12 protein-coding genes are annotated in these 12,213 nt (G+C 56.1%); all 12 read left to right on the top strand.

The annotated features are described in order from the left end of the window. Positions 1 to 2: 2 nt before the first annotated feature. The 12 genes from ACRZ95_RS19245 (at position 3) to ACRZ95_RS19190 (ending at position 12,155) form a co-directional block, all read left to right on the top strand. Positions 3 to 818 (top strand): PaaX family transcriptional regulator C-terminal domain-containing protein, encoded by an 816-nt coding sequence (locus ACRZ95_RS19245; protein ID WP_170681177.1) that lies wholly within the window; start codon positions 3 to 5, stop codon positions 816 to 818. Positions 819 to 1,014: 196 nt separating this feature from the next. Further along, complete coding sequence (pcaF, locus tag ACRZ95_RS19240) at positions 1,015 to 2,217, top strand: 3-oxoadipyl-CoA thiolase (protein ID WP_170681175.1); 1,203 nt, start codon at positions 1,015 to 1,017, stop codon at positions 2,215 to 2,217. Further along, the gene (locus tag ACRZ95_RS19235; protein WP_480555416.1) at positions 2,204 to 2,797 is read left to right on the top strand and encodes a hypothetical protein; all 594 of its coding nucleotides are present in this window, start codon (positions 2,204 to 2,206) and stop codon (positions 2,795 to 2,797) included. The genes pcaF and ACRZ95_RS19235 overlap by 14 nt, the downstream gene beginning before the upstream one ends. A gap of 24 nt (positions 2,798 to 2,821) precedes the next feature. Then, complete coding sequence (paaA, locus tag ACRZ95_RS19230; RefSeq protein WP_170681172.1) at positions 2,822 to 3,799, top strand: 1,2-phenylacetyl-CoA epoxidase subunit PaaA; 978 nt, start codon at positions 2,822 to 2,824, stop codon at positions 3,797 to 3,799. 23 nt (positions 3,800 to 3,822) lie between these two features. Beyond that, positions 3,823 to 4,107 carry a 1,2-phenylacetyl-CoA epoxidase subunit PaaB gene (gene paaB, locus ACRZ95_RS19225; RefSeq protein ID WP_170681170.1) on the top strand — a complete coding sequence of 95 codons (285 nt, stop codon included), beginning with the start codon at positions 3,823 to 3,825 and terminating at the stop codon, positions 4,105 to 4,107. Next, positions 4,107 to 4,865, top strand: a complete 759-nt coding sequence (gene paaC / locus ACRZ95_RS19220; protein ID WP_170643813.1) for a 1,2-phenylacetyl-CoA epoxidase subunit PaaC — start codon at positions 4,107 to 4,109, stop codon at positions 4,863 to 4,865. The genes paaB and paaC overlap by 1 nt, the downstream gene beginning before the upstream one ends. 6 nt (positions 4,866 to 4,871) lie before the next feature. Beyond that, positions 4,872 to 5,333: a 1,2-phenylacetyl-CoA epoxidase subunit PaaD gene (paaD, locus tag ACRZ95_RS19215; protein ID WP_170681168.1), complete on the top strand. Its 462-nt coding sequence runs from the start codon at positions 4,872 to 4,874 to the stop codon at positions 5,331 to 5,333. Between the two features lie 13 nt (positions 5,334 to 5,346). Next, complete coding sequence (locus tag ACRZ95_RS19210; protein ID WP_170681166.1) at positions 5,347 to 6,420, top strand: 2Fe-2S iron-sulfur cluster-binding protein; 1,074 nt, start codon at positions 5,347 to 5,349, stop codon at positions 6,418 to 6,420. A 13-nt stretch (positions 6,421 to 6,433) separates the two neighbouring features. Next, positions 6,434 to 7,195, top strand: coding sequence for a Phenylacetic acid catabolic protein (locus ACRZ95_RS19205; protein WP_170681164.1), 762 nt, complete (start codon positions 6,434 to 6,436; stop codon positions 7,193 to 7,195). Between the two features lie 464 nt (positions 7,196 to 7,659). Further along, on the top strand, positions 7,660 to 8,640 hold the full coding sequence (locus ACRZ95_RS19200) for a helix-turn-helix domain-containing protein (RefSeq protein ID WP_480555413.1): 981 nt from the start codon (positions 7,660 to 7,662) through the stop codon (positions 8,638 to 8,640). A gap of 109 nt (positions 8,641 to 8,749) precedes the next feature. Next, a complete protein-coding gene (locus ACRZ95_RS19195) occupies positions 8,750 to 10,156 on the top strand; it encodes an aldehyde dehydrogenase family protein (RefSeq protein ID WP_480555411.1) in 1,407 nt (468 codons plus the stop codon). Positions 10,157 to 10,178: 22 nt separating this feature from the next. Further along, positions 10,179 to 12,155: a copper amine oxidase gene (locus ACRZ95_RS19190; RefSeq protein ID WP_170681160.1), complete on the top strand. Its 1,977-nt coding sequence runs from the start codon at positions 10,179 to 10,181 to the stop codon at positions 12,153 to 12,155. The last annotated feature ends 58 nt before the right edge of the window (positions 12,156 to 12,213 follow it).

Here is a 12,213-nt window from a genome sequence, read left to right as displayed (position 1 = left end):
CCATGAAAGACGCTTCCACAGACTGGTTCGACCATTGCGTTCGTCATTTGGCCTCCGAAGGGTCTCTGCGGGTTTGGTCTGTGCTTGTCACGATCTTTGGCGATCTGGCGCAAAACAAATCCGATCAGATAAGCGGATCATTGATCACTGCGTTGACGAGCCTTGTGGGTATCAAGGCCGAAGCGACCCGAGTGGCGTTGCATCGATTGCGCAAAGAAGGCTGGATCGAAAGTACGCGAGTTGGTCGTGCGAGTGTCCATCGGCTTACGGACTATGGCCGCACTCAAAGTGCAGCCGCTGCGCCACGCATTTACGCCCGCGAAACGGCCAAACCAGACGTTTGGCACGTGCTGATGTCGAGCAGTTCGGAAACATCCCGAAAGGAGTTGGCCGATCTGTTGCTGACTGGGGAATATATCTCATTAAACCCTTCCACAGCGATGGCAGCGGGAACCATGCCGCGCAATCTGGAAGAACTGCTGGGTTTTGAGACTACAGCGATTTCAGTGCCAGATTGGCTACGAGAGCTATGCGGACCAGAGTCGCTGAAAACCGCGTATGACGAGTTTTGGACATCAATCCAGGCGATCGACGATCTGCTGCCGACGACCGGAGTGGGTGATCCGATGAAAACGGCAGCTCTGCGTGTCCTCCTTGTGCACAATTGGCGCCGCATCATCTTGCGACACCCGGCTTTGCCCTCGGATTTTCTGCCCAGTGACTGGAAGGAGCCCGCCTGCCGCGAGGCGGTCTCTAGGATTTTGGACAGGCTGCCCCGACCGCAACTCAAAAATTTGGAAGCAGAGTTGAGTACTTAGGTTTTTGGGACAAAGTCCCTCCTGATATCTCAAAGGATGATGGCTTGCTTTAACAGCAAACTGATTTCTTTTTATGTTACGAGAATGTGTAGCTACAAAAAATTCTGTAACATAATGCTTGCTTCGAATCGATGACGGAAATATAAACCGACCATACGGTCTATAATTGAGCGTGAACGCCCAGGAGAATTGACAGATGGATGCATTCATTTGCGACGCGACGCGCACTCCGATAGGGCGCTACGGCGGGGCATTGTCGTCGATCCGTGCGGATGATCTGGCGGCCATCCCGTTGGCTGCCCTGAAAGAGCGAAATCCGCAAGTTGACTGGTCCAGCGTGGATGACGTCATCTATGGTGATGCCAATCAGGCCGGTGAAAGCAACCGGAACGTCGCCCGTATGGCGGCCTTGTTGGCTGGACTACCGATAGATGTTCCGGGGACCACCATAAATCGCCTGTGCGCCAGCGGCATGGATGCTGTTGGAATGGCCGCCCGAGGCATCAAGGCGGGTGACTATGACCTGGCGATCGCGGGTGGGGTTGAAAGCATGTCTCGTGCACCCTTTGTGATGCCCAAGTCGACATCTGCATTCACGCGCAGTAACGCGGTTTACGACACGACCATCGGCTGGCGCTTTGTGAACACGAAGATGCAGCAGGCCTACGGCATCGATTCAATGCCGCAAACCGCTGATAATGTTGCCGATGACTATGGCATCAGCCGCGCGGATCAGGACAGTTTCGCCGCCCGCAGTCAAGCCCGATGGGCCGCTGCGCATGAAGCCGGCCTGTTCACAGACGAAATCACTCCGGTCTCGGTCCCACAACGTAAGGGCGACCCGATAGTGGTTGATACTGATGAGCATCCGCGCCCGGGAACAACGGCCGACAAGCTGTCGGGCCTCAAGGGAGTAAACGGGCCGGACAAAACCGTTACGGCGGGCAATGCTTCTGGCGTTAACGACGGAGCCGCAGCCATTTTGCTGGCGAATGAGGCAGCGGCTGCAAAGAACAGCCTTACTCCGATTGCGCGGGTTGTGGGAATGTCGGTGGCTGGCGTCGCGCCGCGCGTCATGGGCATTGGCCCTGTCCCGGCTAGCCGCAAAGTATTGGCCCGGGCCGGGCTAACCATTGAACAGATGGATGTGGTAGAGTTGAACGAAGCTTTTGCGTCGCAAGGGCTGGCAACACTTCGCGAACTGGGCCTTGCTGACGACGCACCGCATGTGAACCCAAATGGCGGTGCCATTGCCATGGGGCACCCTTTGGGCATGTCCGGAGCGCGGCTGGTTTTAACCGCCGCCTATCAACTGCGGCGGACAGGTGGGCGGTATGCTCTCTGCACGATGTGCGTTGGCGTAGGGCAGGGCGCAGCCTTGATCCTTGAACGGGTTTGATAGGGAGAGCACTGTTTTGACTGAGGCGATCCAAATAATCGACCACAGCGAACGCGTCGAGCGGCTGTTTGAGCCGTATCAAGATGTTCTCGGCGACGACTACAAGGCTTATCGGGGCCATGTTTATCGTGTGATTACCTATGCCATGCACTTCCTTGGCGGCGATGACACGCATCGTGCATTGGTCGAGACGGCCTTCGTCTACCACGATATCGGACTTTGGACGAAACACGATCTGGCATATCTGGAGCCATCCGAAGAACTGGCGCTGCGGGACAACGCTGAAAAGAGTTGGGGACTGGATCCAGAGCTGCTGCGCAATGCCATCCACTGGCACCACAAGGTTACACCCTACCGCGGGCCGCATGCCGATGTGGTCAACGCCTGCCGAAAAGGTGACTGGATCGATGCGACAGGGGGCAAGGTGCGAAAAGGACTGTCACGCGATCAAGTCGCCCAGGTCGAAGCCGCCATTCCCAGCTACGGATTTGCGGATGTTTTACAGCGTTTGGCAAAAGACCTTGGTGGCTCCGCACTAAAAGGAAACATGCGGGTTCTAAGCCACGTATTCAAAATCTGATCCCATCCGAGAGGAGGAAATACGATGTACGCACAAATGGTCAAGTCTGAGGCCACAAACGATGACCCTGAAAAGCTTGCCGAGTTTCAGGCAAAGATTGACGCGGACATCAAGATCGAGCCCAAAGATTGGATGCCGCAAGGCTATCGCAAAACGCTGATCCGCCAAATCGGTCAGCACGCCCATTCCGAAATCGTCGGACAACTGCCCGAAGGCAACTGGATCACCCGCGCGCCCACGCTGGAACGCAAAGCGATCCTGCTGGCCAAGGTGCAGGATGAGGCCGGACACGGGCTATACCTGTATTGCGCGGCGGAGACACTGGGCGTCAGCCGGGACGAACTGACCGAGATGCTGCTGGACGGTCGGATGAAATATTCGTCGATCTTCAACTATCCAACATTGAACTGGGCCGATATCGGAGCGGTTGGTTGGCTGGTCGACGGGGCCGCAATCATGAACCAAGTGCCGCTGCAGCGGACATCCTACGGGCCATATTCGCGTGCCATGATCCGGATCTGCAAGGAAGAGAGCTTTCACCAACGTCAGGGATACGATGCCATTCGCAAGATGGCCGAAGGCACACCTGCGCAGAAGAAGATGGCGCAGGGTGCCCTGAACCGCTTTTGGTACCCGTCGCTGATGATGTTCGGACCCTCGGACAAGGACTCGGTGCATTCGACCCAATCCATGGCTTGGAAGATCAAAATGAACACCAATGATGAGCTGCGTCAGAAGTTCGTCGACCAGACCGTACCGCAGGCCGAATTCCTTGGCCTGACCGTCCCCGACCCGGATCTGAAATGGAATGCAGAACGCGGGCATTACGATTTCTCGGAACCCGATTGGTCCGAGTTCTTTGACGTCATCAAAGGCAACGGCCCTTGCAACACCGACCGCCTGGCCGCGCGCAACAAGGCCTGGGACGACGGACAATGGGTGCGTGATGGCCTGTTGGCGCACGCCAAGAAGAAACGCGCCGGTCAAGTGGCCGCTGAATAAGCCTGACCTGAGGAGGATACCCGATGAAAAACGAATGGCCCCTTTGGGAAGTCTTTATCCGCGGTCAGCACGGTATGAGCCACCGCCATGTCGGCTCACTGCACGCACCGGACGCGGAAATGGCGATCAAGAACGCGCGCGATGTCTACACCCGCCGCAACGAAGGCGTGTCGATCTGGGTGGTCGAAGCGAACAATATCTCGGCCTCATCCCCCAGTGACAAAGGCCCGCTATATAAGCCCAGCGAAAGCAAGGTTTACCGTCACCCGACATTCTTCGACATCCCCGATGAAGTGGGGGCGATGTGATGACCCGCGACGAAGCCTTCCTACAGTTTCTGCTGAGAATGGGTGACAACACGCTCATCCTTGGCCACCGCGTGAGCGAGTGGTGCGGCCATGCGCCCGTGCTTGAAGAAGATATCGCTTTGGCCAATACCGCGCTGGACCTGATCGGCCAAACCCAAATGTGGCTTGGCCTTGCCGGCGAAATCGACGGCGGCCAAAGTGCCGATGATCTGGCGTTCCTGCGCGATGCCTGGGATTTTCGCAATGTTCTGATGGTCGAGGTTCCGAACGAGGATTTCGGCCGGACCCTGATGCGCCAGTTCTTGTTTGATGCGTGGCATTCGATCATGCTGGGGCGTCTGATCAAATCGTCAGACGACCGTGTCGCGGCCATTGCGGCCAAAGCCAGCAAAGAGGTCGCCTATCACCTGGAACGCTCTGGCGACACGGTGGTTGGCTTGGGCGACGGAACGGCGGAAAGCCACGACCGGATGCAAGCGGCGCTGGATTATCTTTGGCCCTACGTGGGTGAGATGTTCGCCAGCGACGATGTGGATACCCAGATGGCAGCTGCTGGTATCGCGCCCAATCCTGCCGATTTGCGCGAAGAATATGACGCTTTGGTTCAGCGGGTCTTGGCGGATGCGACGCTTACGATCCCAGACAGCGATTTCGCGCATAAGGGCGGGCGTACCGGGCAGATGCATACCGAGCACCTGGGGCACTTGCTGACTCAGATGCAGTGGCTGCAACGGGCCTATCCCGGCGCAAGCTGGTAAACCGGTATGGAACAGGTGCCGACAGATCAGATATGGGACTGGCTGGATGCCGTCCCTGACCCTGAAATACCAGTCATTTCCGTGGTTGATCTGGGGATTGTACGCGATGTGTGCTGGGATGCCGGAACCTTGAAGGTGACGGTGACACCGACCTATTCCGGCTGTCCAGCAACGTCGGTCATCAGCATGGACATTGAAACCGCGCTGCGGGATCACGGGATCGAAGATATCCGGATCGAGACCACCATTTCACCCGCCTGGACCACCGATTGGCTCAGCGAAAAGGGCCGCGCCCGGCTGGAAGAATACGGTATCGCCCCGCCACAACCGGCAGGCGGCCCGGAGCGTTGCCCGCATTGTGGCAGTAAGGCGGTTGAGAAGGTCAGCCAGTTCGGCTCGACCCCGTGTAAGGCCCATTGGCGCTGCACCGACTGCCTGGAACCATTTGACTATTTCAAGTGCATCTGAGGAGGAGCACCGGATGGCACGTTTCCACGACCTGAAGGTCACCGATATCCACAAAACGATCCGCGACGCGGTAGTTTTGACGCTGGAGCCCATGAATGGTGCAGCGCAAGAGTTTGACTTTACTGCAGGCCAATACCTAACGTTCCGCCGCGAATTTGACGGCGAGGAACTGCGCCGATCATACTCGATCTGCGCAGGCAAGGACGACGGTGTCCTGCAGGTTGGGATCAAGCGCGTTGATGGCGGGGCGTTCTCGGGCTGGGCGAACTCGGAACTGAATGTCGGGGACATCGTGCAGGCAATGCCGCCGATGGGTAGCTTCCACGCTCCGATCGATGCAGATTCAGAAAAGCAATATCTCGGTTTTGCCGGTGGGTCCGGGGTGACGCCTGTTCTGTCGATCCTCAAAACGACACTCGCCCGTGAACCCCAGTCGCGCTTTACGCTGATCTATGCCAACAAGGGCATCAACACGATCATGTTCCGCGAAGAACTTGAGGACCTCAAGAACCTGTATATGGGGCGCCTTAACGTGATCCATATTCTCGAAACGGATTCCCAGGAAATTGACCTGTTCACCGGGCTGGTGACGCAGGAAAAATGCGCCGAACTATTCAAGCACTGGGTCGATATCGAAAACGTCGATACGGCGTTCATTTGTGGTCCTGAACCCATGATGCTGGGTATTGCGGCTTCCCTGCGCGAACACGGGCTAGACGACAGCCAGATTAAATTCGAACTTTTTGCAAGCGCGCAGCCTGGGCGGGCCAAACGTAAGGCCATTGCGGCAGATGCCGGTCGGACAGACAATCAAACCAACGCGTCCATTACGCTGGATGGGTCAACCCAAACCCTGACCATTCCCAAGGACCTGTCCATTCTGGATGCAGCTTTGGAAAACGCGTTGGACGCCCCCTATGCCTGCAAGGCCGGAGTCTGTTCGACCTGCCGCTGCAAGGTGCTGGAAGGTGAGGTCGAGATGGTCGCAAACCACGCGCTTGAGGATTACGAGGTCGAGAAGGGCTATGTGCTCAGCTGTCAGGCCTATCCGATAACGGACCGTGTGGTCGTGGATTACGATCAGTAGAGGAGAGGTAGACATGACCGATACGATGACTCTCGACAGCTATCTTGCCGCAGGTGGCGTTCTGACCAATCCTTCAAATGTTCCACCGCGCTATCGCGCTGAGTTGCTGAAACTGATGGCAACCTTTGTTGACAGTGAATTGGCAGGCGCAGCCGGTTTTGCTGACGTAATTAACCTCGGGCCGGGAATCAAAGAACGCATCGCTGCCGCGAAGATAGTGCTTGAAAAAACGGATCATGCAAATCGTGTTCTGAACATCATGGGAGAGTTTGGAGCCGACACAGAACGCTACGCAAATCATCATCCGTGGACAGCCCGGTTAAGCCGGGATGCGGACATCGGAGCAACGCGTTCCGAACATGATATGCGCTTGGCTGTGTTCAACTATCCGTTCTCGGGTTGGACGGACGCCGTGATCATGAATCTGCTCATGAGCCGCGCCGTCGCCGAACAACTGGCTGAGTATTCGACGATTTCATACCAACCCCTGGCCGAGGCGTTCCGCTCAATCTCTCCGATTGAAGCACACCATGGTGAACTGGCGATGGAAGGCGCAAATAAGTTGATCGAACGAGGCGAAGCTGAGCAAATGCAAGTCTCGGTCGACTACTGGTGGCCTCGCGTCGCGGTGTCTTTCGGGGGCGACGATCCGAAACGGTTCGAATTGTTGAAATCTCTTGGTCTGCGGCGGAATAAAAACAGTTCCCTGAAAGAGCGCTGGAGCCAGACGATGAATGACACGCTGAAGACTTTGGGACTGAAAACGCCTTTGTGAATCGCTTGACTGGGCCGATTTTGGGTCCGTCCTCTAGTCTGAGGTGAGGCCTAAGTTCCTGGAATGACAAGAAAAATATCAGTGTAGGGCTGGGGTTTGTCGGACGTGGCCTGACGACTGATCGCAATGGGCCATTCGGTAACACTTCAGATCCTCGACTATCCGGGGGTTCAGAAATTCGCTCAATGGGGAATGACAGAACTATTGGACTACGCGAATAAACAGGCTGAAAATCTTGGTTCCTTGCTGTTCACAAGTGAGATCGCGCTGCAACCAATTCGCTAACCCTTGGTTATCGTCGCACCGCCATCAGTTTGGGCCAATTCCTAAAACGAAACACTTTGGAGTGAGTTACATACAGCCCGACGAGTACACGCCAAATCCACCAGTTCTATACATTGCAAAACGTTTTGCTGAAAACTAACATCAGGGGTACTCTTTGCGCTGATCCAATCGCAGCAAATATGACACCCATGAAGCCACAGCTAGACAACGCATATTTTAAACCGCTTGTGCGGACGAATTTGCGTTCACGATCTGTGGAGGGGTTTTCTCAGGATCTGGAAAAGATCTGCGGGCAGTTTGCTGTCGAGTCCAGTGTTGCCACGCGCGGACGCATCGACGGGGATATCTCCACCTTGCCGGTTTCACGCTTTGAGACGGCAATCGTATCGCTCGACGCACAAAGGGTTTTTCGGGACGAGCGTATGATCCGACAAGACCCCGGAGAGCACTTGTTTCTTCTCATCCAGGACAAGGGAAACTGTCGTATCCACCAGAATGATACATCAGTTTTGTTGGGTCCCGGCGACATGTATCTGGTCGACAGCGCGAAACGATCCGAGTTTGTTTATGACGGGATGAACTCGCGTCAGGTCTCGATCCATTTGCCACGCGACGAGATGGTCCACAGATTCGGTGAGATTTGCACTGGTGGTATCGCAGTAGACCGTAACGACCCGCTGTTTTTCGCAATGCGTGCCGTGCTGGCCAAGATATTTACCGAGGAAGCTGCTGTAGCCCCACATTTGGGCGAAGCCTTTCTGAGCTTGTTAGGCGCGTATTTCCGCTGCGTCAGCCATCAGGAAGACCAACGCGGGCGAGAAGCAAACGCGGTCCTCTCGCGCGCTCTTCAACTGATTGAGCAGAACGCGATGGATCCAGCATTTGGACCGCAGGCATTGGCTGAAGCATTGCAGGTTTCGCCTCGGACACTTCAGCGTCATTTTGGAACCATTGGGGAAACCGCAAGCAAACGCCTTATGTCCGTGCGGCTTGAAACAGCGAAAGCCCGGCTAAAAGAGGTGAACTCTGACGTAGGGCGCGACACGATCGCTGCGGTTGCGTATGATTCCGGTTTCAACGACCTGTCTCATTTCTACAAAGTCTTTCGGGAACGATTCGGTGTCTCACCCGGGGCGGTGCGGAAAAATATGTCGTCCTAAGCCACAATTTTTGGCGCAAAACCCCAAGACTCGACCGACCGGTCGGATAATAATACTCCCCAGCCTTGCTGTGTTCGCGCAAGGGCATGCGATTTAGGGAGGACAAGCCGTGATCGAATACGATCTGACTATCGGGGGTGAACCGGTATCTACTGCCGCCAGCTTTGACGTATTGAACCCGTCAACCGGTGAAGTCGCAGGGCGTGCGCCCAATGCGACACGCGCTGATCTGGATACTGCTGTTAAAGCTGCGAAAGCTGCTTTCGAAAGCTGGTCGGCCAAATCGGACGAAGAACTGCAGGCCGCATGCGAGGCCGTAGCGCAGAAGATCGGAGAACATTCCGAGGAGCTTGCACAGATTATCACAGCCGAACAGGGTAAGCCGCTTAACGGGCTTGGATCGCGCTGGGAAATGGGCGGGGCAGGGGCTTGGGCAGGATATACTGCCGGGCTGTCCCTACCAATGAAAGTGCTGCAAGATAACAACGAAGGCCGCGTTGAACTGCACCGCAAGCCGCTGGGCGTTGTGGGTTCTATCACGCCTTGGAATTTCCCGGTGATGATTGCGATCTGGCATATCATGCCAGCGCTGCGCACCGGCAATACCGTTGTCGTCAAACCCTCGCCGCTGACCCCACTGTCAACATTGCGCCTTGTTCAGATCATGAACGACGTGCTGCCCGCTGGTGTGGTTAATGTAATCACCAGCGATGACAAGGGCGACAATATCGGAGGGGCTATGTCGGCCCATCCGGACATTCGCAAAATCGTTTTCACTGGGTCCTGTGCGACAGGGCAGAAGGTCATGGCCTCGGCCGCGGAAACCATGAAACGCCTGACCCTGGAACTGGGGGGCAATGATGCCGGTATCGTTCTGCCCGACGCAGATCCGCAAGCGATCGCCGAAGGTTTGTTCTGGGGTGGTTTCATCAATAACGGCCAGACCTGCGCCGCGATGAAACGTCTTTATGTCCACGAAAGCATCCATGACGAGGTTTGCGACGCGCTGGTGGCCTTCGCCCGAAATATCCCGGTGGGAGATGGCATGGACGACAACGCGATCCTCGGTCCGGTCCAGAACAAGATGCAGTTTGACAAGGTCAGCCGCCTGGTGGCCGATGCGAAAGAACGTGGGCAGGTCTTGCTGGGCGGTGCGCCGGGCGACGGGCTGTTCTTCCCTCCCACGATTATTGCGGGTCTGAATAACGGCGATCCGCTGGTCGATGAAGAACAGTTCGGCCCGGCGCTGCCAATCATCAAGTATTCAGAAGTGGAAGACGCAATTGCGGCCGCCAACGACAGCCCGAACGGGTTGGGTGGCTCGGTTTGGTCGTCCGATATCGACGCCGCCAAGGCCGTTGCCAGCCGCATGGAGTGTGGTTCGGTCTGGATCAACAAACATGGCGCAATTCAACCCAACGCCCCGTTCGGCGGGGTCAAATCATCTGGCGTCGGTGTCGAATTCGCGGACGAAGGTTTGGCCGAATACACCGATATCCAAGTCGTATTCAGCTAAGAACAAGACAGGAGAGGAAAAGATGAAGATCAGAAATATCCTTGCCACAACTGCACTGGGCGCCGTTTTCGCCGGCAGCGCTTTGGCACATCCCCTGGACGGGTTAACGCCAGATGAACTCCAGCAAATCAACACGATCCTGAAAGACAGCGGCACCGTCACCGACGAGACGCTGTACCCTTTGATTGATCTGCACGAGCCGTCGAAAGCCGAAGTTCAGACTTGGAAAGAAGGCGATGCACTGGATCGCAAGGCGATAGTGCAATACACCACCGACGAAGGATTCAGCGAAGCAATCGTGAACATCACGCAAGGCACCGTTGAAGAAAACTTTGCCATCGAAGGCTCGGGTCAGCCGATGGTATTGTTTACGGAGTTCATCGGCGCATTGGAAGGCGCGCTGGGTCACCCGGATATGATCGCGGGGCTCGAAGCGCGTGGGCTGACAAATGAAGACGCGTTCTGCCTGCCGCTGACAGCGGGTAACTTCTTTACCCCCGAATTTAATGGCACCCGCCTGATGAAGGTGCCCTGTTATCAGAACCCGACAGGCTCAAACTTCTACGCAAAGCCGATCGAAGGGTTGTTCGCAATCTACGACATCGGCAAGCAAGAGGTTGTTGAGGTCATCGACACCGGTGCGATCCCCTTGCCGCAAGACGCCTGGGGTTACACGGCCGAAGAGGTTGCCGAACGGGTCGAGCTGCGACCGGAAACCAACAAGGTTCTGCTGACGCAGGAAGGTGGTCCGAATTACACTCTGGATGGCAACCATCTGGAATGGGACATCTGGCGAATGAATCTGCGCGCGGAAAAGCGTGCTGGCCTCGTTGTCTCGAACATTGATGTCAACGATCAGGGCAATTGGCGTTCGGTCATCTATCAGACGCATCTGTCCGAAGTGTTTGTCCCCTATATGGACCCGACCGAGGGGTGGTACTGGCGGACCTATATGGACAGTGGCGAATACGGGTTCGGTCTGTTCCTGACGCCGTTGCGTGCGGGTGTGGATTGCCCTGAATATGCAACCTTCCTGCCTGCCGTAATCGCGGATGACGCAGGTATGCCGCTGGAAATTCCGGATGCGATCTGCATCTTCGAGCGCAACATTGGTGACCCTGCTTGGCGCCACTTTGAGATCTTTGCACAGACGCCCGACAACTTTGTACCTGCGGAAGGCCGTTCGGAAACCGAATTGGTTGTGCGTACTGCGTCAGAGGTCGGTAACTATGACTATCTGATCGACTACCGCTTCAAGCAGGACGGTCAGATGTTCATCAAGATCGGCGCAACCGGTCTGGACGCGGTCAAAGGCGTGGTTTCCACCTCGATGAATGATGCGACCGCTGCGGAAGACACCAAGTATGGCACGCTGATTGCACCGCATCTGGTTGCGGCCAACCACGACCACTACTTCAACTTCCGGATCGACTTTGACATCGACCAGCCGGTCAACCACATGGGTCTGATGGAAATCGTTCCGGCCGAAGTGCCTGCGGACAGCCCGCGCAAATCGATGTGGACCTGGCAGCATGTGATGCCGGACAGTGAGTTGGACGCACGCTATCGCTTCAGCGCCTCCAAACCGCGTCACGTCCATATCTCGAACCCGCAATCGGAAGGGTATCTGGGCCACACTCCGGGTTGGATGATCCACCACGGCTCGATCGCATACGGTCCGTTCGACTTTGAAAGCGACCCGCCGTTCAAGCGCAACGCCTATATCGAGTATTCCTCTTGGACAACTGTCTATGACCAAGAGCAGCGCTATGCGGGTGGTAAATACGCGATGCAAAGCGACGGTTCGGACACGCTGGCGGAATGGGTCAAAGAAGACAAGCCGCTGATGGGTCAGGATATTGTGTCCTGGTTCACCGCAGGGTTCCACCACATCCCGCGGATGGAAGACTGGCCTGTGATGTCGACCGAGTGGAAGACGGTTCACATCATGCCGTTCAATTTCTTCGCGCATAACCCGGCGTTGACGATCCGCGAGTGATTGATGGCAAATGAAATTTTAAAGGGCGGCCTGCAATAGGCCGCCCATTTATTTCTTG

This window comes from Ruegeria sp. AI3 (assembly GCF_056541245.1).
This window is presented reverse-complemented; position numbering and strand designations above follow the sequence as displayed.

Coding starts and splice junctions, on each gene's coding strand:
- ACRZ95_RS19205 (WP_170681164.1), top strand. CDS start 6,434: ATGACCGATACGATGACTCTCGACAGCTATCTTGCCGCAGGTGGCGTT.
- ACRZ95_RS19245 (WP_170681177.1), top strand. CDS start 3: ATGAAAGACGCTTCCACAGACTGGTTCGACCATTGCGTTCGTCATTTG.
- ACRZ95_RS19210 (WP_170681166.1), top strand. CDS start 5,347: ATGGCACGTTTCCACGACCTGAAGGTCACCGATATCCACAAAACGATC.
- paaA (WP_170681172.1), top strand. CDS start 2,822: ATGTACGCACAAATGGTCAAGTCTGAGGCCACAAACGATGACCCTGAA.
- paaC (WP_170643813.1), top strand. CDS start 4,107: ATGACCCGCGACGAAGCCTTCCTACAGTTTCTGCTGAGAATGGGTGAC.
- ACRZ95_RS19190 (WP_170681160.1), top strand. CDS start 10,179: ATGAAGATCAGAAATATCCTTGCCACAACTGCACTGGGCGCCGTTTTC.
- paaB (WP_170681170.1), top strand. CDS start 3,823: ATGAAAAACGAATGGCCCCTTTGGGAAGTCTTTATCCGCGGTCAGCAC.
- ACRZ95_RS19200 (WP_480555413.1), top strand. CDS start 7,660: ATGACACCCATGAAGCCACAGCTAGACAACGCATATTTTAAACCGCTT.
- pcaF (WP_170681175.1), top strand. CDS start 1,015: ATGGATGCATTCATTTGCGACGCGACGCGCACTCCGATAGGGCGCTAC.
- paaD (WP_170681168.1), top strand. CDS start 4,872: ATGGAACAGGTGCCGACAGATCAGATATGGGACTGGCTGGATGCCGTC.